Source organism: Streptomyces sp. W16 (genome assembly GCF_033194735.1).
Taxonomy (GTDB): Bacteria; Actinomycetota; Actinomycetes; order Streptomycetales; family Streptomycetaceae; genus Streptomyces.
In genome coordinates, this window is record NZ_JAWOAI010000113.1 from 1 (window position 1) to 22,037 (window position 22,037).

At 69.0% G+C, this 22,037-nt stretch carries 19 protein-coding genes, 1 rRNA gene and 1 riboswitch; of the genes, 14 read left to right on the top strand and 6 right to left on the bottom strand.

Going from position 1 to position 22,037, the window contains the following annotated elements:
* The first annotated feature begins 10 nt into the window (after positions 1-10).
* The 11 genes from rrf (at position 11) to R6V09_RS17415 (ending at position 10,401) form a co-directional block, all read left to right on the top strand.
* Positions 11-127, top strand: a 5S ribosomal RNA gene (rrf, locus tag R6V09_RS17365).
* A gap of 110 nt (positions 128-237) precedes the next feature.
* Complete coding sequence (locus tag R6V09_RS17370; protein ID WP_317882318.1) at positions 238-846, top strand: CDP-alcohol phosphatidyltransferase family protein; 609 nt, start codon at positions 238-240, stop codon at positions 844-846.
* A 114-nt stretch (positions 847-960) separates the two neighbouring features.
* Positions 961-3,456 carry a mannose-1-phosphate guanyltransferase gene (locus R6V09_RS17375; RefSeq protein ID WP_317882319.1) on the top strand — a complete coding sequence of 832 codons (2,496 nt, stop codon included), beginning with the start codon at positions 961-963 and terminating at the stop codon, positions 3,454-3,456.
* A 167-nt stretch (positions 3,457-3,623) separates the two neighbouring features.
* Positions 3,624-4,460, top strand: coding sequence for a DUF881 domain-containing protein (locus R6V09_RS17380; protein ID WP_317882320.1), 837 nt, complete (start codon positions 3,624-3,626; stop codon positions 4,458-4,460).
* Positions 4,457-4,789, top strand: coding sequence for a small basic family protein (locus R6V09_RS17385; RefSeq protein WP_019059351.1), 333 nt, complete (start codon positions 4,457-4,459; stop codon positions 4,787-4,789). Before R6V09_RS17380 ends, R6V09_RS17385 begins: the two co-directional genes overlap by 4 nt.
* A gap of 5 nt (positions 4,790-4,794) precedes the next feature.
* Entirely contained in the window at positions 4,795-5,631 is an 837-nt protein-coding gene (locus R6V09_RS17390; protein WP_317882321.1) for a DUF881 domain-containing protein, read from the top strand.
* Positions 5,632-5,692: 61 nt separating this feature from the next.
* On the top strand, positions 5,693-6,574 hold the full coding sequence (locus R6V09_RS17395) for an FHA domain-containing protein (protein ID WP_317882322.1): 882 nt from the start codon (positions 5,693-5,695) through the stop codon (positions 6,572-6,574).
* Between the two features lie 43 nt (positions 6,575-6,617).
* Positions 6,618-7,355 carry a transcriptional regulator FtsR gene (gene ftsR / locus R6V09_RS17400; protein ID WP_317882323.1) on the top strand — a complete coding sequence of 246 codons (738 nt, stop codon included), beginning with the start codon at positions 6,618-6,620 and terminating at the stop codon, positions 7,353-7,355.
* Positions 7,356-7,440: 85 nt separating this feature from the next.
* Entirely contained in the window at positions 7,441-7,914 is a 474-nt protein-coding gene (locus R6V09_RS17405) for a bifunctional nuclease family protein (RefSeq protein WP_006123076.1), read from the top strand.
* A gap of 216 nt (positions 7,915-8,130) precedes the next feature.
* Positions 8,131-8,775 carry a MerR family transcriptional regulator gene (locus tag R6V09_RS17410; protein ID WP_317882324.1) on the top strand — a complete coding sequence of 215 codons (645 nt, stop codon included), beginning with the start codon at positions 8,131-8,133 and terminating at the stop codon, positions 8,773-8,775.
* 57 nt (positions 8,776-8,832) lie between these two features.
* Entirely contained in the window at positions 8,833-10,401 is a 1,569-nt protein-coding gene (locus R6V09_RS17415; protein WP_317882325.1) for a DNA polymerase IV, read from the top strand.
* Here R6V09_RS17415 and R6V09_RS17420 read toward each other — a convergent pair.
* Positions 10,323-10,694, bottom strand: a complete 372-nt coding sequence (locus tag R6V09_RS17420) for a PRC-barrel domain-containing protein (protein ID WP_317882326.1) — start codon at positions 10,692-10,694, stop codon at positions 10,323-10,325. The two genes, R6V09_RS17415 and R6V09_RS17420, sit on opposite strands and share 79 nt — an antisense overlap.
* Positions 10,695-10,808: 114 nt before the next feature.
* Positions 10,809-10,904, top strand: a riboswitch (glycine riboswitch).
* A gap of 178 nt (positions 10,905-11,082) precedes the next feature.
* On the opposite strand from R6V09_RS17420, the gene gcvP reads away from it, so the two are divergent.
* Positions 11,083-13,968: an aminomethyl-transferring glycine dehydrogenase gene (gcvP, locus tag R6V09_RS17425; protein ID WP_317882327.1), complete on the top strand. Its 2,886-nt coding sequence runs from the start codon at positions 11,083-11,085 to the stop codon at positions 13,966-13,968.
* Positions 13,969-14,041: 73 nt separating this feature from the next.
* On the opposite strand, the gene R6V09_RS17430 is transcribed toward gcvP, so the two are convergent.
* The 3 genes from R6V09_RS17430 to modA are packed head-to-tail and all read right to left on the bottom strand — an operon-like array spanning position 14,042 to position 16,778.
* On the bottom strand, positions 14,042-15,106 hold the full coding sequence (locus tag R6V09_RS17430) for an ABC transporter ATP-binding protein (protein WP_317882328.1): 1,065 nt from the start codon (positions 15,104-15,106) through the stop codon (positions 14,042-14,044).
* Positions 15,103-15,960: a molybdate ABC transporter permease subunit gene (gene modB / locus R6V09_RS17435; protein WP_317882329.1), complete on the bottom strand. Its 858-nt coding sequence runs from the start codon at positions 15,958-15,960 to the stop codon at positions 15,103-15,105. Before modB ends, R6V09_RS17430 begins: the two co-directional genes overlap by 4 nt.
* Positions 15,957-16,778: a molybdate ABC transporter substrate-binding protein gene (modA, locus tag R6V09_RS17440; RefSeq protein WP_317882330.1), complete on the bottom strand. Its 822-nt coding sequence runs from the start codon at positions 16,776-16,778 to the stop codon at positions 15,957-15,959. Before modA ends, modB begins: the two co-directional genes overlap by 4 nt.
* A 225-nt stretch (positions 16,779-17,003) precedes the next feature.
* Here modA and R6V09_RS17445 point away from each other — a divergent pair, with 225 nt between their 5' ends.
* Positions 17,004-17,492 (top strand): molybdopterin-dependent oxidoreductase, encoded by a 489-nt coding sequence (locus R6V09_RS17445; protein WP_317882331.1) that lies wholly within the window; start codon positions 17,004-17,006, stop codon positions 17,490-17,492.
* Here the strand turns inward: R6V09_RS17445 and R6V09_RS17450 are convergent.
* Entirely contained in the window at positions 17,407-20,148 is a 2,742-nt protein-coding gene (locus R6V09_RS17450) for a molybdopterin-dependent oxidoreductase (RefSeq protein ID WP_317882332.1), read from the bottom strand. The two genes, R6V09_RS17445 and R6V09_RS17450, sit on opposite strands and share 86 nt — an antisense overlap.
* Complete coding sequence (locus R6V09_RS17455; RefSeq protein ID WP_317882333.1) at positions 20,145-20,966, bottom strand: FAD binding domain-containing protein; 822 nt, start codon at positions 20,964-20,966, stop codon at positions 20,145-20,147. Before R6V09_RS17455 ends, R6V09_RS17450 begins: the two co-directional genes overlap by 4 nt.
* 180 nt (positions 20,967-21,146) lie before the next feature.
* On the opposite strand from R6V09_RS17455, the gene R6V09_RS17460 reads away from it, so the two are divergent.
* Positions 21,147-22,037, top strand: an 891-nt coding sequence (locus tag R6V09_RS17460; RefSeq protein ID WP_317882334.1) for a PucR family transcriptional regulator ligand-binding domain-containing protein, incomplete at its 3' end; no start/stop codon positions are given.

Below are 22,037 nucleotides of genomic sequence, written 5' to 3' on the forward strand. Positions count from 1 at the left end.
TTCATAGTGTTTCGGTGGTCATAGCGTGAGGGAAACGCCCGGTTACATTCCGAACCCGGAAGCTAAGCCTTACAGCGCCGATGGTACTGCAGGGGGGACCCTGTGGGAGAGTAGGACGCCGCCGAACTCCTTTTAGAGCTCTGGCTCTTGGGCACACAGCCCAAGAGCCAGAGCTTTTTTGCGTTGGGGTAGGGTCAGGGGGCATCGTCGGCACGTTTTCCCACAGGAGGCCCCCGGGTGGAGGTCCAGGAGACCCGCGTCCAGACAGACCGGGTGCTCACCATCCCGAACATCCTCAGCATGGCGCGCCTCGTCGGCGTACCCATCTTCCTGTGGTTGATCCTCAGGCCCGAGTTCGGAGGCCCCAAGAGCGACGGCTGGGCGCTCCTGGTGCTGATGCTGAGCGGGATCAGTGACTACCTGGACGGAAAGCTCGCGCGGCGCTGGAACCAGATCAGCAGCCTTGGCCGGCTTCTTGATCCCGCCGCGGACCGGCTCTATATTCTCTCGACTCTCGTCGGACTCACCTGGCGCGAGATTCTGCCAATCTGGTTGACCGCTGCACTGCTGGCGCGGGAGCTGGTTCTGTTGGTAGTGGTGGGCATCCTCAGGCGGCACGGCTATCCGCCGCTCCAGGTGAACTTCCTGGGTAAGGCCGCGACGTTCAACCTGATGTACGCGTTCCCGTTGCTGTTGCTCAGTGACGGAAGCGGATGGCTTCCGTCACTCGCAGCGATTTTCGGATGGGCGTTCGCCGGATGGGGTACAACGCTGTACTGGTGGGCAGGAGTCCTCTACGTGGTACAAGTCCGCCGCCTGCTGCGTGCGGATGCCACGGCCGACTGACCTTGCCGATGGGGCGGTAACAGTCGCTCGATGGCCCGCTGCGCAAAAGTGCGGGACAATCTGGACTGGTGAAGTCGGCTAGACCGTCGTCTCTCAGAGGAGGACGCTTCCGACATGAAGGCCGTCGTGATGGCCGGAGGCGAAGGCACACGCCTTCGCCCCATGACCTCAAGCATGCCCAAGCCACTGTTGCCCGTGGTCAATCGACCGATCATGGAGCACGTGCTGAGGCTGCTCAAAAGGCATGGGCTCAATGAGACCGTAGTCACCGTGCAGTTCCTGGCCTCGCTGGTCAAGAACTACTTCGGTGACGGCGAAGAGCTCGGCATGGAGCTCTCGTATGCCAATGAGGAGAAGCCACTCGGTACCGCCGGAAGCGTCAAGAACGCCGAAGAGGCGTTGAAGGACGATGCCTTCCTCGTCATCTCCGGTGATGCCCTGACTGACTTCGACCTCACCGAACTGATCAATTTCCACAAGGAAAAGGGCGCGCTGGTCACGGTCTGTCTGACCCGGGTGCCCAATCCGCTGGAATTCGGCATCACCATCGTCGACGAAGAAGGAAAGGTCGAGCGTTTCCTTGAGAAGCCGACCTGGGGTCAGGTCTTCTCGGACACGGTGAACACGGGCATCTATGTGATGGAGCCCGAGGTCTTCGACTATGTCGAGGCCGACGTTCCCGTCGACTGGTCCGGCGATGTCTTCCCGCAGCTGATGAAGGAGGGCAAGCCGGTCTACGGCTTTGTCGCCGAGGGCTACTGGGAGGACGTCGGCACTCACGAGAGCTATGTGAAGGCGCAGGCCGATGTCCTGGAGGGCAAGGTCGACGTCGAGATCGACGGCTTCGAGCTGTCGCCTGGCGTGTGGGTGGCCGAGGGTGCCGAGGTGCACCCCGACGCGGTTCTTCGCGGGCCGCTGTACATCGGGGACTACGCCAAGGTCGAGGCCGGCGCGGAAATCCGCGAGTACACCGTCATCGGTTCGAACGTCGTCGTGAAGGCCGGGGCTTTTCTGGACAGGACCGTCGTACACGACAACGTGTACGTGGGTCAGCACAGCAATCTGCGTGGCTGTGTCGTCGGAAAGAACACCGACATCATGCGAGCGGCCCGGATCGAGGACGGCGCGGTCATCGGTGACGAGTGCCTGATCGGTGAAGAATCGATCGTGCAGGGCAATGTGCGGGTCTACCCGTTCAAGACGATCGAAGCCGGTGCCTTTGTCAACACGTCGGTCATCTGGGAGTCCAGAGGGCAGGCGCACCTTTTCGGCGCTCGTGGTGTGTCCGGGATCCTGAACGTGGAGATCACACCGGAACTCGTGGTGCGTCTCGCCGGCGCCTACGCCACGACCCTCAAGAAGGGCTCCACGGTCACCACGGCCCGAGACCACTCCCGAGGCGCCCGTGCGCTCAAGCGGGCGGTCATCTCAGCCTTGCAGACCAGCGCCATCGACGTACGGGACCTGGAGAACGTACCGCTGCCCGTGGCCCGGCAGCAGACCGCGCGGGGGAGTGCCGGCGGGATCATGATCCGGACCACACCCGGGGTGCCGGACTCCGTCGACATCATGTTCTTCGACAGTCAGGGTGCCGACCTCTCGCAGGGGAGTCAGCGCAAGCTGGACCGAGTGTTCGCGCGGCAGGAGTACCGGCGTGCGTTCCCCGGTGAGATCGGGGACCTGCACTTCCCGGCCAGCGTCTTCGACTCGTACACCGGGTCTTTGTTGCGGAATGTCGACACGACCGGGATCGCGGACTCCGGCCTGAAGGTCGTGGTGGACGCGTCGAACGGCAGTGCCGGGCTCGTGCTGCCCAGCCTGCTTGGCAAGCTCGGTGTGGATTCGCTGACGATCAATCCCGGTCTCGACGAGTCCAGGCCGACGGAGACCGCTGATACGCGGCGGTCTGGGCTGGTGCGGCTCGGCGAGATCGTGGCCTCCGCGCGGGCCGCGTTCGGGGTGCGGTTCGACCCGGTCGGTGAGCGGTTGTCGCTCGTCGACGAGAAGGGGCGGATCGTCGAGGACGACCGGGCGCTGCTCGTGATGCTCGACCTGGTGGCCGCGGAGCGGCGCAGCGGGCGGGTGGCGCTGCCGGTGACCACTACGAGGATCGCCGAGCAGGTGGCGGCCTATCACGGGACGCAGGTCGAGTGGACGACGACCTCGCCGGACGATCTGACCAGGGTCGGGCGTGATGAGACGACGATCTTTGGCGGAGACGGCAAGGCCGGGTTCATCATTCCGGAGTTCAGCAGTGTCTTCGACGGTGCCGCCGCCTTCGTACGACTCATCGGGCTGGTGGCACGGACGCAACTCACGCTGAGCCAGATCGACGCCCGGATTCCCCGGGCACACGTCCTGAAGAGGGACCTTGCGACTCCCTGGGCCGTCAAGGGACTTGTGATGCGCCGGGTCGTGGAAGCGGCCGGTGATCGCTTTGTCGATACGACGGACGGTGTGCGGGTGGTGGAGACCGACGGGCGCTGGGTGATGGTGTTGCCCGACCCGGCCGAAGCGGTCACTCATCTGTGGGCCGAAGGGCCCGACGACGCCTCTGCGCAGGCCCTGTTGGACGAGTGGTCGGCGGTCGTGGACAGCGCCGGACGGTAAAACACGGAGCACGCGCGCGTGCCGGACATGCCTCCCCAAGGGGGCCTGTCCGGCACGCCGGTGGGGCCATTCGGAGGTACAGGCCACCACGTGCGACGATGTGCGGCATGCCGCAGCAGCCCCCCGTTCGGAGCACACCCACGCGTCCTTCGCGTCCGGACGCATCCATGTCGCTGCTCACCAACGTCATGGACCACAGCCTCGACGACGGTTACGCCGAGGCAGCCGCCCGGAAGAAGGCCGCGGGCGAGAGCGGCATGCCGAAGACCCTCCGGGCGAAGCTCGGTCTCGCCGCCGGCCTGGTGCTGGCGGCCCTTGTCGTGACCCTGGGAGCGGCGCAGGCGCGGGTGGCCGCACCCGTGGTGGCCAAGGAGCGCCAGGAACTGATCGACCGTATCGACAAAGAGACCAAGTCGGCGGACAAGCTGGAAGGCACCGTCGACACGCTCCGGGACGACGTGAGCGCGCGGCAGCGGGCGGCGTTGAAGACGAGCGGCGGCAGCGGCCAGGCGGACCTGGTGAGCATGTTGTCCGGTGCCACCGCGGTGCACGGTCCCGGTGTGAAGCTCGTCGTCGACGACGCGAAGGAAGCCAGCAGCGGTGGGGGCGACAACCCGCGCGAGACCGCGGACTTCTCCGACACCGGCCGGGTGCGCGACCGTGACATGCAGCGCGTCGTCAACGGGCTGTGGGCGGCGGGCGCCGAGGCGGTCTCCGTCAACGGGCAGCGGTTGACGGCGCTGTCCGCGATCAGGGCCGCGGGTGACGCGATACTGGTCGACAACAGGCCACTGGTGCCGCCTTATACGGTGCTCGCGGTGGGGGACGGTCAACATCTGAGCACGAGGTTCCAGAACGGTGCCGACGGGCTCTATCTGAACGCTCTGGAAGACAACTACGGCATCAGGGCGACCATCGCCGTGGAGAGCGATCTCCGGCTGCCCGCCGCGCCGAGTGTGATCGTACGTACAGCACAGCCGAGAACTGAGAAGGGCACATCGTGATCGCCGTACTGGGCCTCATCGTGGGAGTGGTGGCCGGAATCCTGGTCCGGCCTGAGGTGCCGGTGGTCGTCGAGCCCTATCTGCCGATCGCCGTCGTCGCGGCGCTCGACGCCGTCTTCGGTGGTCTGCGGGCGATGCTCGACGGGATTTTCGACGACAAGGTCTTCGTGGTGTCGTTCCTGTCGAACGTGGTCGTGGCCGCGCTGATCGTGTTCCTGGGCGACAAGTTGGGCGTCGGCGCCCAACTGTCCACGGGTGTCGTGGTCGTTCTCGGTATCCGGATCTTCTCCAACGCCGCAGCCATTCGCCGGCACGTCTTCCGGGCGTGAGGTAGATGAGTCGCGAGGACGAGCAGCCGGAGAACAGGCTGCGCAGGGAACTGCCCGAAGAGGTGTCGGCGTCTGCTTCTTCGGAGGCGCCGGTCGCCGAGGAGAAGTCCGCTCCCACTGTCACGGGTCGGCGGCGGCTGGTGCAGGGGCTGTGGCCGCCACGCGCCAGCAGGGCCCAACTCATCGTCGCCGTGCTGCTGTTCGGCCTCGGCTTCGGGCTGGCCGTGCAGGTCGCCTCGAACAGCAACAGCGACAGTGCGCTGCGTGGGGCCCGGCAGGAAGATCTTGTGCGCATTCTCGATGAACTGGACGACCGTACTCAGCGTCTTGAGGACGAGAAGCAGGGTCTGCAGAAACAGCGCGACGAGCTGGAGAACAGCTCCGACCAGGCCGAGGAGGCCCGCAAGCAGACGGCCGAGAAGGAGAAGCAACTCGGCATTCTGGCGGGCACCGTGGCCGCGCAGGGACCCGGCATCACGATCACCATCGACGACACGAAGGGAACGGTCGAGGCGGACATGTTGCTCGATGCGGTCCAGGAGTTGCGCGCGGCCGGCGCGGAGGCGATCCAGGTGAACGGTGTGCGTGTGGTGGCCGGCACCTATCTGACGGACTCCGACAAGAGCGTGAGTGTCGACGGGAACAAGATCAACGCCCCCTATCGTTTCAAGGTCATCGGCAAGCCGCAGGATCTCGAACCGGCGCTCAACATCCCTGGAGGTGTGGTGCAGACTCTTGAGAAGGAGCAGGCCACCGTTACCGTCGGGCGGTCGAGCAAGATCGTCGTCGATGCCTTGCGGGCCGCGAAGCAGCCTGACTACGCTCGGTCGTCCTCCCGGTGAACCGGGGGTGCATGGGGACCGTCCGGCGAGGGCATGAGGTTGCGGGGGGTCGACGCACCGATTGGGTGGTGCGTGGTGGAAACTGTCTGGTGGATACGGACGTTGTGAGGATGTCCGGGTCGACCGGTGTGTTCAATCAGGGTTCGTCCTGCCCCACGGGCGGGTCTGTTTCGGTCAAGGGGAATCGCCCGTGAAGTTGTTTGCGAAGTTGTTCGGCAAGAGTGCGAAAGAGAGCAGCGACAATCAGACCGCTCGCCATCGCGCACAACCGGACGCGGAGGGCCAGCGCCCGCTGTTCCGTGACCAGGTCGCTGGTCAGGGCGCGCCGTCGGTTGACCCTGCGCAGTCCGGCGACATAGGTTTCGGGCAACCGTCAACCTCAAGTACGGGTGGAGGGTTTTCCCCTATGTCGGCCCTGGTGTGTACGAGGTGCGGTAACCGCAACGCGGAGAACAGCCGCTTCTGTTCCAACTGTGGTGCGCCACTGCGCCCCGGCGTGACCCCGGAGCGTGCGTCCGAGACGACCTCCACCATCTCCATCTCCGGTCTTGAGGCCTACGACGCCGAGGTGACCGGTCAGACGCAGATGCCGACGCTCTCCCCGGAGGCTCAGGCGGCCGTCGACGCGCTGCCGTTGGGCTCGGCGCTCCTGGTGGTGCGTCGCGGTCCGAACTCGGGCAGCCGCTTCCTGCTGGACGGCGAGTTGACCACGGCCGGCCGTCATCCGCAGAGCGACATCTTCCTGGACGACGTGACGGTCTCGCGCCGTCATGTGGAGTTCCGGCGCGGTGCCGACGGTTCCTTCACGGTCGCCGACGTCGGCAGCCTGAACGGCACGTACGTCAACCGTGAGCGCATCGACTCGGTCCCGCTGGCGAACGGCGACGAGGTGCAGATCGGCAAGTACCGGCTGGTGTTCTACGCGAGCCAGCGGGGTTACTGACCCTCCCTCGGACTGTGTCCGGGGGATTCCCCCAGGAAGGTCCATGCTTCAAACACCGAGCGGCGGTGCCGGGCACGGTACCGCCGCCGCGGACACCGGGCTGATGAGCATCGGCACGGTGCTGAACACGCTGCGCGACGAGTTCCCCGAAGTCACCATCTCCAAGATCCGTTTCCTGGAGTCGGAGGGGCTCATCGAGCCGCAGCGGACCCCTTCCGGCTACCGCAAGTTCAGCCCCGCCGACGTCGAACGCCTCGGTCATGTCCTGAGGATGCAGCGGGACCACTATCTGCCGCTCAAGGTGATCCGTGAGCACCTCGACGCCATGGAGCGCGGGGAGGCCGCCCCGCTGCCCACCGTGGGCCGTCAGCGCGACGGCGAAGTCGTCCTGGAGCCCGTGGAGGGGCCCACGGCGGCCCGGATCGGGCGGGCCGAGCTGCTGGCCGCGGCCGGGATCGCTGAGCAGGAACTCGACGAGTGGGAGTCGTACGGGCTCATCGCTCCACTGCCGGACGGCGTGTACGACGCCGAAGCCGTCACCGTGGCCGGGCTCGTACTGGAGTTGGGGCGGTTCGGGATCGAACCCCGGCACCTGCGCGCGATGAAGGCCGCCGCGGACCGCGAGGCCGGGCTCGTCGACCAGGTCGTCGCGCCGCTGAAGCGGCACCGCAATCCGCAGACCAGGGCCCACGCGGAGGCCCGTACGAAGGAGCTGGCGGGGCTCACGGTGAAGCTGCACGCCGCGCTGGTGCAGACCGCGCTCGGTGTGCGCCTGCCCTGAGCCGGGCGGGATCCCGGCGGCCTGATCGGTCACCCGTTCTCGGCCCGACTACCCAAACGTCCCGGGCACGGCCTAGGGTTGCTGTGTGAACGAGCTCGATGTCGTAGGTGTCCGGGTCGAAATGCCCTCCAACCAACCGATCGTGCTCCTGCGTGAAGTGGGAGGCGATCGCTACCTCCCCATCTGGATCGGGCCCGGGGAGGCGACTGCGATCGCCTTCGCGCAGCAGGGCATGGCCCCCGCACGACCGCTGACGCACGACCTGTTCAAGGACGTGCTGGAGGCCGTCGGCCAGGAGCTGACCGAAGTGCGCATCACGGATCTGCGTGAGGGCGTCTTCTACGCCGAGCTGGTGTTCGCCAGCGGAGTCGAGGTGAGCGCCCGCCCGTCCGACGCCATAGCGCTGGCACTGCGCACCGGGACGCCGATCTACGGCAGCGACGGCGTCCTCGACGACGCGGGCATCGCGATCCCGGACGAGCAGGAGGACGAGGTGGAGAAGTTCCGCGAGTTCCTCGACCAGATCTCGCCCGAGGACTTCGGCACCAACAGCCAGTGAGATCGACAGCCGGTAGAGAAATGCTGGCATTTGCCACCGGCGTGTGTGAGCGTCCTGCGGCTCCCCGCGAGCGCATTCGGCTAGCCTTTCCCCGCGGTGGGGTACGGGAAACCACTCCTAGGGTGATTATCACTCGGCGTGCCTAGCGTGGCGATCGTTGACGCACCCCTGGTGACTGCCTACCGTCGAGAAGGCAGGTCAAGGACGGAGGTCGGCGTGAGAAGCAGCGGCGACGGTACGGCTGGGGGTGCCCCGGAACGCAGTTTCGGGGACAGTGGCCCGTACCCGCTTCATGGCAGTGCGGCCGATCACGCTTTGCATCGACCCACTGCCGTGCCGAGCAGCGGAGGGGCGACGTCCATGGCGTCCGAGCAGATCGGCTACCGGGGCCCTACGGCCTGTGCGGCGGCCGGCATCACCTATCGGCAACTGGACTACTGGGCACGCACCGGGCTCGTGGAGCCCAGCGTGCGGCCCGCACACGGGTCGGGGACGCAGCGGCTCTACAGCTTCCGGGACGTGGTCGTCCTGAAGATCGTCAAGCGGTTCCTCGACACGGGTGTGTCGCTGCAGAACATCCGCAGCGCCGTTCTGCACCTGAGGGAGTGCGACTTCCGCGACCTGGAGCGCATGACGCTGATGAGCGACGGCGCCACGGTCTACGAGTGCACGTCGCCGGACGAGGTCCACGCGCTGCTCCAGGGCGGCCAGGGTGTCTTCGGGATCGCCGTGGGCGTGGTGTGGCGGGATGTCGAGAGCGCCCTGTCGCAGCTGCACGGGGAGCGCGTCGACACCGGCGAGACGCTCGTCGGGTCCAACCCCGCCGACGAGCTGGCCAGGCGGCGCAACCGGGCCGTCTGAGGGCCCGGCGGGAGCCGTAGCGGGGCATTGTCAGTGGCGTAGGGCAGCATCGGAGATGTGAGAACCGCGCCCACGATCCTGCATCTCGACATGGATGCCTTCTTCGCCTCGGCGGAGCAGGCGTCCAAGCCGAGCCTGCGCGGGAAGGCCGTCGTCGTGGGCGGGCTCGGGCCGCGCGGGGTGGTGGCCACCGCGTCGTACGAGGCACGGGTCTTCGGGGTGAACTCGGCGATGCCCATGGCCCAGGCGCGCAGGCTCGCTCCGAATGCCGCGTATCTCGTGCCGAGGTTCGGGTTCTACCGGTCGATCAGCGAGCAGGTGATGGCGTTGCTGCGGGCGCTGTCGCCGCTTGTGGAGCCACTGAGCCTGGACGAGGCGTTCGTGGACCTGGAGGCCGGCGAGGCGGCCTGGGACGCCGAGTCGGCGCGGCGGGCCGGGGAGCGGCTGCGCGCCGACATACGGGCGGTCACGGGGCTCACGGGCTCGGTCGGCCTCGCCGCGTCCAAGATGCTCGCGAAGATCGCCTCCGAGCGGGCCAAGCCCGACGGGCTGGTGCTGATCGAGCCGGGGAGCGAGCGGGCGTTGCTGGGGCCGTTGTCGGTGCGCACGCTGCCGGGGGTCGGACCGGCGACGGGCGACCATCTGCGCCGGGCCGGGATCACCACGGTCGACGAGATCGCCGAGGCGGGCGAGGACGAACTCGTACGGCTGGTGGGCAAGGCGCACGGGCACGCGCTGTACGCGATGGCGCTGGCGCACGACGTGCGGCCCGTGGTGGCCGAGCGGGAGACCAAGTCGGTGTCGGTCGAGGACACCTACGACGTGGACATCCACGACCGGATCCGGGTGGGCCTGGAGGTGCAGCGCCTCGCCGACCGGTGTGTGCGGCGGCTGCGGGGCGCCGGGCTGTCGGGGCGGACCATCGTGCTCAAGGTGCGGCGCTACGACTTCTCCACGCTGACCCGCTCCGAGACGCTGCGTGGGCCCACCGACGACCCCGGGGTGGTGCGGGAGGCTGCGGCCCGGTTGCTGGACTCCGTGGACACCACGGGCGGGGTGCGGCTGCTCGGGGTGGGGGTCTCGGGGCTCGCCGACTACACGCAGGAGGACCTGTTCGCGCAGGCGGCCGGGGAGCAGGTCGACCTGCTTGAGGAGGAGCACACGGAGCAGGAGGACGGCAGGGAGCAGACGGCGCCCGTGGAGCGGCGCTGGCCCGCTGGCCACGACGTTCACCACTCCGGGTTCGGGCACGGGTGGGTGCAGGGCAGCGGGCTGGGGCGGGTCACCGTGCGGTTTGAGACGCCGGAGGACGCGGGGCCCGGGCGGGTGCGGACGTTCCGGACCGACGATCCCGAGCTGGAGCCGGCGGAGCCGCTGCCGTTGGTGAAGCGAGACGAGGGCGAACTGGCCGTGGCGCCAGGGCAGTTGGCGGAGCCGGGTTCCGATGGCGGCCTGGTAGTCCGATCACTGCCGTCAGACGCGGGCGCTCAGCCCAGCGCGCCGCCCCCGGAGAATCGAAGACCCGCCGACCCTCCCGCCGCTTCGGCTCAGCTGTCGTCCGAGCCCGCCAGTCTGCCGAAGTCGCGGTCCGGGAGGGAGGGCGGTGGGGCCACGTCGAGGCCGTAGTGGTGGTAGAGCTGGAGTTCCTGGTCGGGGGAGAGGTGGCGGCCCACGCCGAAGTCGGGGGCGTCCTTGATCAGGGAGCGGTCGAAGGGGATGTGCAGGGTGCCCTCGATCAGTTCGCTGGGCTCCAGGGGGACGAAGGCGTCTCTGGAGAACAGGCCGGTGCGTATGGCCGCCCACTCCGGTACGCCGGTCGCGTCGTCGAGGTAGACCTCGTCGATCGTGCCGATTTTGGCGCCGGTGCGGTCGAACGCCTTGCGGCCGATCAGGTTGCGCGGATCGATATCGGTCTGCACGGGCCCTCCTCCTGGTCGCAACTCATCCGTAAACTCTACAAAAGAGCACATTCGGGCCGGTGGCCACTCGAAAGCTGGGCGACAGTGCTCGCTGGTAGGCTGGCGAACGGCTGCTGACCCCGTGCGGGAGAGTCCTCCAGACTTCATCGGAGGCGCCGAAGGAGCAAATCCTCCCCGGAATCTCTCAGGCTCACGTACCGCACGGACGAGGTCACTCTGGAAAGCAGGGCGGGTGCCGGCGACGGCCCCCGCTCTCACCGACGGTGAAAGCCGGTGACCTTCGGGTGGCCGGTGAAGCTCTCAGGTTGAGATGACAGAGGGGGAGGCCGTCCGGCACCCCACTGTCGTGGTGCCCTCGAAGGTCGTGTCCGACCAGGAGGCCTCCCTAATGACCGCCCCTCGCACTTCGCTCTCCGTGCTCGAACAGGGCATCCCGTTCGAGCAGCGCCACATCGGTCCCGACCAGGAAGCGCGGGCCAAGATGCTCGCGCAGGTCGGCTACGGCTCGCTCGACGAGCTCACGGCCGCCGCGGTCCCCGATGTGATCAAGAACGCCGACTCCCTGGACCTGCCCGGTGCCCGCACCGAGGCCGAGGTGCTGGCCGAGCTGCGTTCCCTCGCGGACCGCAACGAGGTCCTCGGTTCGATGATCGGGCTCGGGTACTACGGGACCTTCACCCCGCCCGTGATCCTGCGCAATGTCATGGAGAACCCGGCTTGGTACACGGCTTACACGCCGTATCAGCCGGAGATCTCCCAGGGGCGGCTCGAAGCCCTCCTCAATTTCCAGACCATGGTCGCCGATCTCACCGGGCTGCCGACCTCCGGTGCCTCGCTGCTCGACGAGGGGACGGCCGCCGCGGAGGCCGTGGCCCTGTCGCGGCGTATGGGCAAGAACAAGAAGGGCCTCTTCCTGGTCGACGCGGACGCGCTGCCGCAGACCATCGCCGTCATCGAGACCCGTGCCGAGCCGGCCGGTGTCGAGGTCGTCGTCGCCGACCTCAGCGAGGGCATCCCGGCCGAGATCGCCGAGCGAGAGATCAACGGCGTGCTCCTGCAGTACCCGGGCGCCTCCGGTGCCGTACGCGACATCAAGCCGCTGATCGAGCAGGCGCACGCGCTCGGTGCGCTCGTCACCGTCGCCGCCGATCTGCTCGCGCTGACCCTGCTGAAGTCGCCGGGCGAGCTGGGGGCGGACATCGCGGTCGGTACGACGCAGCGCTTCGGAGTGCCGATGGGCTTCGGCGGGCCGCACGCCGGATACATGGCCGTGCACGAGAAGTTCGCGCGCAGCCTGCCCGGGCGGCTCGTGGGCGTCTCCGTCGACGCCGACGGACACAAGGCCTACCGCCTCGCCCTGCAGACCCGCGAGCAGCACATCCGCCGCGAGAAGGCCACCAGCAACATCTGCACCGCCCAGGTGCTTCTTGCAGTGATGGCGGGCATGTACGCCGTCTATCACGGGCCCGAGGGGCTCAAGGGCATCGCGCGGCGGACGCATCGCTACGCCACGATCCTCGCCGCGGGACTCACCGCCGGCGGTGTCGAGGTCGTGCACGGCGGCTACTTCGACACGCTGACCGCGCGTGTTCCCGGCCGGGCCGCCGAGGTCGTCGCCGCCGCCCGCGAGGACGGGGTCAACCTGCACCTCGTGGACGCGGACCGGGTGTCCATCGCCTGCGACGAGACCACCACCCGTGCCCAACTGGCCGCGGTATGGACCGCGTTCGGGGTCGACGGCGACATCGAGGCGCTCGACGCGTCCGCCGAGGACACGCTGCCGGAGGCGCTGCTGCGCACCGACGCGTACCTCACGCACCCCGTCTTCCGGGACCACCGTTCCGAGACCGCGATGCTGCGGTACCTGCGTCGGCTCGCCGACCGGGACTACGCGCTCGACCGGGGCATGATCCCGCTCGGCTCCTGCACCATGAAGCTCAACGCGACCACCGAGATGGAGCCGGTCACCTGGCCCGAGTTCGGGCAGCTGCACCCCTTCGCGCCCGCCGAGCAGGCACAGGGATACCTCACGCTCATCCGGGAGTTGGAGGAGCAGCTCGCCGAGGTCACCGGGTACGACAAGGTGTCGTTGCAGCCCAACGCCGGTTCGCAGGGCGAGTTGGCCGGGCTGCTGGCCGTACGCGGATACCACCGTGCCAACGGTGACGAGCAGCGGACCGTGTGTCTGATTCCGTCGTCCGCGCACGGGACCAATGCCGCGAGCGCCGTGATGGCCGGCATGAAGGTCGTCGTCGTGAAGACCGCCGAGGACGGCGAGATCGACGTCGAGGATCTGCGGGCGAAGATCGAGCAGTACCGCGATGAACTCGCTGTGCTGATGATCACTTACCCGTCCACGCACGGGGTGTTCGAGGAGCACGTCGCCGACATCTGCGCGCAGGTGCACGAGGCGGGCGGGCAGGTCTACGTCGACGGTGCAAACCTCAACGCCCTTGTGGGGCTTGCCAAGCCGGGGCACTTCGGTGGGGATGTCTCGCATCTGAATCTGCACAAGACGTTCTGCATTCCGCACGGCGGTGGTGGTCCGGGGGTCGGGCCGGTGGGTGTGCGTGCGCATCTGGCGCCGTATCTGCCGAACCACCCGTTGCAGCCTGCGGCCGGGCCGGAGACGGGAGTTGGGCCGATCTCGGCGGCTCCGTGGGGCTCGGCCGGGATCCTGCCGATCTCGTGGGCGTACGTCCGGCTCATGGGTGGCGAGGGGCTGAAGCGGGCCACGCAGGTGGCGGTGCTCAGCGCCAACTACATTGCCAAGCGGCTCGAACCGCACTACCCGGTGCTCTACACCGGGCCCGGCGGGCTTGTCGCGCACGAGTGCATCATCGATCTGCGGCCGATCAGCAAGGCGACCGGTGTCAGCGTCGACGACATGGCCAAGCGGCTCATCGACTACGGCTTCCACGCGCCGACGATGTCGTTCCCGGTGGCCGGGACGCTGATGATCGAGCCTACCGAGTCCGAGGACCTGATCGAGCTGGACCGGTTCTGCGAGGCGATGATCGCCATTCGCGGCGAGATCGAGAAGGTCGGCGCGGGGGAGTGGCCGGCCGAGGACAATCCGCTGCGGAACGCGCCGCATACCGCTGCCGCGTTGGGCGGGGAGTGGGGGCACGCTTACTCGCGCGAGGAGGCTGTTTTCCCGGCCGGTGTCTCCGTTGCCGATAAGTACTGGCCGCCGGTGCGCAGGATCGACCAGGCGTTTGGGGACCGGAACCTTGTGTGTTCCTGCCCGCCGTTGGATGCGTACGAGGACTGAGTTTTTTTGGCTGCGGCGCCGTCGTGGCTGGTCGCGCAGTTCCCCGCGCCCCTAAAAGAAGGGGCGCGGGTGCTCACGCGGGATATGAGTGGGTCTGGGTTGCCTTGACCGTTGCCCAGATCAACGCCCCCTGGTGCAGGTCCAGTTCGGCTGCTGCGGGTGTTGTCAGGTCTGCTGCCAGGGGGAGTTCGCCCGTCAGGTCTGCGCGGATCTGGTCGCCGTGGGTTTCCAGGCCCGCTACCTCGCAGTGCCAGAGGTTGCGGGCGCTGGCGCCGGTGGGGCGGTCCCGGAAGAGAGTTACCGCGCTCGGTGGGAACGCCACGAACACCTCGCCCTGGAGATCCTCCGTGGTGGTGATCACGGGGCCGGTGTCGAGCGTGACCGTGTGGCCGTCGGCCCGGCCCTTGTAGAGGTTGAGGCCGACGAGTTGGGCGATGTAGTCCGTGCGCGGGTGGCGGGCGATGTCGGCGGGGGCGCCCTCCTGGACGATCGTGCCCTGCTCGATCACGACCAGCCGGTCGGCCAACACCATGGCGTCCAGCGGGTCGTGGGTGACCAGGACGGCGACCGCCTCGAACTCGGCCAGATGGCGGCGGAGTTGGGCCCGAACGTCGAGGCGGGTGCGGGCGTCCAGGGCGGCGAGGGGTTCGTCGAGGAGGAGCAGGCGTGGGCGGGTCGCCAACGCCCTTGCCACGGCGACGCGTTGGGCCTGGCCGCCGGAGAGTCTGCGGGGCTTGGCGCCCGCGTGCTCGGCGAGACCCATGTGGTCCAGCCACTCGGCGGCGATGGCGCGGGACTCCGCCTTGGTCGCGCCCTGGCAGCGGGGGCCGAAGCCGACGTTGTCGAGGGCGGTCAGGTGCGGGAAGAGCAGGTAGTCCTGGAAGACGACGCCGACCGGGCGGGACTCCGGGGGCGTACGGTCCAACTCCGCGCCGTCCAGCCGTAGATGACCGTCCGTCAGGCCGACCAGGCCGGCCAGGGCCCGCAACGCGGTTGTCTTTCCGGCGCCGTTGGGGCCCAGCAGGGCGACTACGTCGCCGGGTGCGGCGGTCAGTTCGACGTCGAGGCGGAAGGTGCCGCGGTCCACGACGAGATGGGCGTCGAGGCCCGCTTCGGCTGTGGTGATGAAGTTGTTCATGATGTCGTCATCCAGCGGTCCCGGAGCCCCGCCAGGACCGCGATCGACACGGCCAGCAGGACCAGACTGAGGGCGATCGCCGCTTCCGGGTCGTTCTGGAGGGCCAAGTAGACCGCGAGGGGCATGGTCTGGGTGCGGCCGGGGAAGTTGCCGGCGAAGGTGATCGTGGCGCCGAACTCGCCCAGCGCGCGGGCCCAGGCGAGTACCGAGCCCGCCGCGATGCCCGGGGCGATCAGGGGGAGTGTGACCCGGCGGAACGCGGTGAAGCGGGAGGCGCCGAGGGTCTGGGCGGCCTCCTCGTAGCGGGGGTCGGCGGCGCGCAGGGTGCCCTCGACGCTGATGACCAGGAACGGCATCGCGACGAACGCCTCCGCGACCACGACGCCGGTTGTGGTGAAGGGGAGGGTGATGCCGAACCAGGAGTCCAGCCACTGGCCCACGACGCCGTTGCGGCCGAGGGCGAGGAGCAGCGCCACGCCGCCCACCACCGGGGGCAGGACCAGCGGGAGAGTCACCAGAGCTCGGACGAAGCCGCGGCCGGGGAACTCCGTGCGGGCCAGTACCCAGGCGAGTGGCACGCCCAGGACCAGGCACACGGCTGTCGCCAAGGTCGCGCTCAGCAGGGAGAGTTGGAGTGCCTGCCAGACCTCCGTGCTGGTGAGCTGGTTCGGCAGGGATCGCCACGGGGCCCGTACGAGAAGGGCGATCAGGGGCAGGAGCAGGAACGCCAGGCCTACGAGTGCGGGCAGGAGGAGGGGGAGCGGCACCCTGCTTCCGGTCGTCCGGACACGGCGACGCCGCGGCCCGCCCTTCAGGGTCTCGGCCACGGCGTCGGAGGTGTCGAGCGGGGTCACGGCTTGAGGAAGCCCGCCGCGGACAGCACCTTCTGGCCCTCGGCGGACTGCACCAGCGCGATGAACGCCTTGGCGGCGACCGCGTTGGGAGCGTCCTTCAGGAGGACGATCGGGTAGTCGTTGATGGCGTCGGCGGACTCGGGGAACTCCACGCCCTCCACCTTGCTGCCGGCGGCGTGCACATCGGTCTTGTAGACGACCGCGGCGTCGGCCTCCTTCAGCACCACCTTGTTGAGAGCGGACTTGACGTCCTCCTCGTACGACACCGGGGTGAGCTTCAACTTGCTTGCGGTGAGCGCCTTTTGGGCCGCCGCGCCGCACGGCACCGTCTTGTCGCACAGGACGACCTTGAGCGAGGACTTCGTGAGGTCCTTCAGGGAGGTCACCTTGTCGGGGTTGCCCGGCAGGGTGGCGATCTCCAGCTGGTTGCGCACGAACGTGGCCGGGGTGCCGACACCGTCGCCCTTGTCCGTGACGATCGCCATGGTCTTGGGGCTCGCGGCGGCGAACACATCGGCCGGGGCACCGCTGGTGATGCTCGCGGCGAGGGTGTCGCTGCCGGCGAAGTTGAAGGCGACCTTGGTGCCGGGGTGCGCCGTCTCGAACTCCTTGCCCAGGGTCGTGAAGGACTCCTTGAGCGAGGCGGCGGCGAAGACGGTGACGGTGCCGGACATCTTCGGGGACGCGGACGCCGAGGAGTCGGACTTCGAGGAGGACGAGTCGTCGCTGGAGGAGCAGGCGCTCAGGGCCAGCAGCGCGGCGGCTCCGGCCCCCGCAACCTGCAGGGTCCGGCGGGTCCGACGCGCGGAACGGGTCATCACGGTTCTACTCCTCTGGTCTCTTCATGAACATGAAAGGGGCTCATGAAAGGGGTTGTCGCGCCCTTGGACGACCGCAACGGCCGTGCCGCGATGATACTGCCGCATTTGCAAGGCATAAGTCTCCTGTCGCATCGCATGAGCTGCACTGTTCGCTTGTGGGGTGCGCATGTGCGTTTGTACGGGAGTGTCGTCCGGGTACCACATTCCGGGAGGTGATGGCTCGTGACGCTCGCGCAGCTCGACCTGACGGGGGACCTCGCCCGGCCCACCCGGCTGACCGTGCCGGACCTGTTGAACTGGCCGCTGCACCGGGTCCGGGTCAGCTTCGAGTGCGCCACCAGCGGCACCCAGGTGCACCGCTTCGCGGGACCACGGCTCTACGACGTCCTGTCCGCGGCCGGTCCGGGCTTCGACCCCGTCCGCCGCAAGGACCGGCTGCGCTTCCTCATCGCGGTGAGCGGTACGGACGGGCACCACGCGCTGCTGTCCTGGGCCGAGATCGATCCCGACTTCGCTCATGCCCCTGTTCTGCTCGCTGTGAGCATCGATGACACCCCGCTCGACCGTGCCGGACCGCAACTGGTGCTTCCGCAGGACCGTTGCGGGGCCCGGCACATCAGTGGGATCAGTGCGATACGGGTGGACGGGGGGTACGGGGCGAGTCGGCCAGTGCCAGCCACACCCGGTCGCGGGTCAGCGGAAGTTCGGTGAAGCGGACGCCGGTCGCGTCCCGCAGGGCGTTGGCGAAGGCGGGCGCGACCGGGTTGAAGGGGCTCTCGCTCATCGACTTGGCGCCCAACGGACCGATGGCGTCCGCCGTTTCCATGAAGTGGACCTCGGTGCGCGGCACGTCCGCGTACTGCGGGAGCCGGTAACGCCGGAAGGCCGCCGTCTCCACCGCGCCCTGCTCGTCGATGCGGACGTTCTCGAAGAGGGTCGCGCCGAGCGCCTGGGCGACCCCGCCCTCCACCTGGCCCCGGCACTGCATCGGGTTCATCACCTTGCCCGCGTCGGCCGCGTGCACACTGCGCAGGATGCGGATCTCGCCCGTGTCCGGGTCCACGGCGACCCTGAACCACTGCGCGTTGAAGGCCACCGAGCGGGGCGTCCCGCCGAAGTGCCCGTCGGCGGCGAACTCCACACCGACCGCCGCACCCGCCGCGTGCAGCTCCTTCAGGGTGAGGCGTCCGCCCGGGTGCAGTACGGCTTCCTCGGCCAACCGGCAGTCCGCGCGCGGGAGTTGCAGATGGGCGGCGGCGAAGTCGAGCAGCTGGTCGGCGAGGGCGCGGGAGGCGCGGAGGGTGGCCTTGCCCGCCACCACCGTGCCCGTGGAGGCGAAGGCGCCCGTGTCGTGGCGTACGACGTCCGTGTCGGACTGGCGGACGGTGATCCGGTCGACGGTGGTGGCGAGTTCACCGGCCGCTATCTGGCGGTGGACCGTGGTGGTTCCGTTGCCGAACTCGGCTGTGCCCACGGCGAGATCGAAGCCGCCGTCGGGAAGGAGGCTCGCCTTCGCGTCGGCGATGTGGCCGCCGGGCGGGCCCGTCGCGATCATCGCCAGGGCCGTGCCCTCGCCCACCAGCCAGCCGTCCGGGGGGAGTTGGGTCACCGGCTCCGCCTGGGCGCGGCGGACGATCGCGAGGCACTGGTCGAGGCCGTAGCTCGCGATGTGCAGGTCCTCCTCCTCGCCACCGGGGGAGAGCATGGGCTCGCCCGGGCCGATGATGTTCCTCGCCTTGAACTCCAGCGGGTCCAGGCCCAGTTGGCGGGCGAGTTCGTCGAGGGCCGACTCCACGGCGAACATCACCTGGCCGAGGCCGTAGCCCCGGAAGGCGCCGGCCGGGACGGTGTGCGTGTAGACGGAGAAGGCGTCGACCTTCTTGTGCGGGGCGCGGTAGACGGCCATGGACTCGCCGACGCTGTGGAACATGACGGCGGGGCCGTGGTTGCCGTAGGCGCCGGTGTTGGAGACAACTCGTAGTTGGAGTGCGGTGAGTTGGCCGTCGCGGCGGGCGCCCGCCTTCACGTTGATGGTGAACGGGTGGCGGGTGGTCGCGCCGTAGAACTGCTCGGCGCGGGTGTACTCCAGTTTCACCGGGCGGCGCAGGCGCAGGACCGCGAGGGCCACGATGTCCTCGACGAGCATCTCCTGCTTGCCGCCGAAGCCGCCACCGACCCGTCCGGCGACCACCCGCACCTGTTCCTCGGGGAGGTCGTAGAGCGCGCAGAGGGCGCGGCGGGTCAGGAACGGGGTCTGTGAACTGGTGCGTACCGTCAGCCTGTTGTCCTCGTCGAACCAGACCACCGCGCCGTGCGTCTCCAGGCTGGCGTGCTGGACGCGCTGGGTGCGGTAAGTGTCCTCGTAGACGGCGTCGGCTTCCGCGAAGCCTGCCTCCACGCTGCCGATCTCGCCGTGTGCTTCGCCGACCACGTTGTCCTGGGGGCGTGAAATGCGGGCCGTGGCAGCGTCCTTGTCGTGGACGACCGGGGCGCCGGGGCGCATCGCCTCCTCCGGGTCGAGGACCGCGGGCAGGATCTCGTACGTCACCTCGACGCGTCGGCAGCCCTCCTCGGCGGCGGCCTCGCTGTCGGCGACCACGGCGGCGACGCGCTGGCCGACGTAGCGGACCGTGTCGTCGAGGACGCGGGTGTCGTCGGGGTCTTCAGTGGGGTGCTCGTGACGGGCGGTGGAGAAGTGTCGTTCGGGGGCGTCGTAGTGGGTGAACACGGCGTGCACGCCCGGGACTTGGAGAGCAGCAGCGGTGTCGATGGCGGTGATGCGGGCGTGGGCGTGCGGGGAGCGGAGGAGCTTCATGTGGAGCAGGTCGGGGATGTCGATGTCGAAGGTGTAGCGGGCGGTGCCGGTGACGACCTGGGGGCCTGCGGGGGCGGGGAGGTTGCGGCCGACCGCCTCGCCCGCGCCGGGTGCCTCGGCGTGGCAGACGCCGCGTACCGCGTCCTCGATGGCGCGGTAGCCGGTGCAGCGGCAGAGGTTGCCCTTGAACGCGCGGGGGAGATCGGTGAGTTGGTCCTCGTCGAGAGCGGCTGTCGTCATCAGGAAGCCGGCCGTGCAGAAGCCGCACTGGAAGCCCTGGGCGTCGAGGAACTTCCGCTGGACCGGGTGGAGTTCACCGTCCTCGGCGGCCAGGCCCTCGACCGTGGTGACGGTACGGCCGTCGGCGCGGAAGGCCGGGTAGAGGCAGCTGTGCACCGGTTCGCCGTCGACGTGGACCGTGCAGGCGCCGCAGTCGCCCGCGTCGCAGCCCTTCTTCACGCCGAACCAGCCGCGCTCGCGGAGGTATGTGCGCAGACACTGACCCGGGCGGGGGTCTTCGGCGAAGGAGCGGCCATTGATCTCGATCTTCATGCTGCCGTCTCTCCCAGCTCCCGGCGGATCTCCTCCGCGTACCGGAACGTCATGTGCGCTCGCCATTCCGGCAGCCCGTGGATGTCGTCGAACCACTCGTCGTCGGCGACGGCGGAGGCGATCGCCGTGCGCAGTTCCTCGGCCGTGGGCGGCAGCGGGAACCGCTGGCGGAACGGCCGGACCGTCGAAGCGGTGACCGTCAGCGCGAGTGAGCCGTCCAGCGGGTCCAGGGCGCCGACGACCAGGACTCCGGAGCGGCCCAGGCCGTAGAGCGACGCCTGGCGGAAGGCCGTACGGGAGGCGAGTGCGCGGGCCGGGACGGTGATCGAGCGGAGCAGTTCGCCGTCGGCCAGGTCCTTGCGGCCGGCGCCGGTCACGAAGTCGGTGACGTGGACCCGGCGGCGTTCGCCGTCCTGGGACAGGAGGAGGCATTCGGCGTCCAGCGCGGCGGTGAGGGAGATCATCGGGCCCGCGGGGAGGGCGTTGCAGAGGTTGCCGCCGACCGTCGCCATGTTCCAGATCTTGAAGGAGGCGAGGAAGGCGCGGCAGCACTGCTCGAAGAGCGGGGTCGCGGCGGTCGTCAACTCCTTCGCGAAGCGGGAGAGTTGGGCGATCGTGCAGGTCGCGGCGATCTCCAGGGAACCGTCCGGGAGGCGCTCGACGGGCGTCCAGCCGGTGCGGCTCAGGTCCACCAGGCGGCGCAGGTGCGGTTGCGGCTCGGAGAAGAGATACGTGCCGCCGCCGAGCCAGGCGTCGCCCGGCCGCCAGGGTGTCGGCTGCCGGGCGTCGAGGATCTCGGCCACCGTGTTCAGGTCCATGACCGCCAGTGAAGCAACGCGGACCCGGTCGGGGCGACTGGTTCACAGCACGGAAACGCCGACGTTCCACGGCCGGACACTGGAGGATCAACCAAGAGGCGTTTCGGCCGATTGGTCTTGCACTTACCATGCAATCACTCGTGTTCACCTGGCGAATGCGAGATGCGAGGAGCCGGAACCATGCACGTCGAACACCTCCTTCAGGACGAGTCCCTCGGCCTGCGTCTGCTGTGGGCCGAGGACGCCCAGCTGGCGCGGGAGATCAGCGGAGTGACCGTGACCGACCTGGAGGACCCCGCGCGGTTCGTGCGCCGGGACGAGGTCGTGCTGAGTGGGCTGGTGTGGTGGTCCGCCGAGGACGGGCCCGGGCGGGCCGAGCGGTTCGTGTCCGCGCTGCGTGGTGCGGGGGCCGCCGCGCTGCTCGCGGGGGAGGAGACGCACGGTTCGGTGCCGGACGATCTCGTCGAGGCGTGTGTGCGGCACGGGGTGCCGCTGGCGGCCGTACCGGCGCACATCATGTTCCGCGCGATCACCGACACCGTGTACCTCGGGCGGTGGGGCGAGTTGAGCCGTCGGCACGCGCTGCCGGACAGCGTGCGGGGGCGGCTGAGTCGTATGGCCGCGCAGGGCGCCGGGCCGGAGGCGATCGTGTCGACGGCCTTCGCTCACCTGGAACGGGCCGTCGCCTATGTACTCACGCCCTCCGGGCGGACCGTCGCGGCGACGCCGGCTGCGGCTGCGATACCGGCACGGGAGGCTGCCGCGCTGCTGGCGGAGGCCTTGCCCGTCGACGCCGACGGGGTCTCGCCGTACGAGCGCTGGCACCTCTGCCTTCCCGACCCGGACGACGCTCCGCCGCGCATGCTGCACGAGTTGGCCTCGGTGCTGGGGCGCTGCCAGGAGGCGCGGGTCCGGTCGCGGGCCGAAGAGCGGCAGACGGCGGACGAGTTGGGGGCGCTGCTCGCCGTGCCGGGTACGGATCCCTCGGCAGTGGCGGCGGCGCTGCGAGCTTGTGGGCTGCCGGACGAGGGGCCGTATCGCGTGCTGGTCGCGGAGACCGGGGCACAGCGG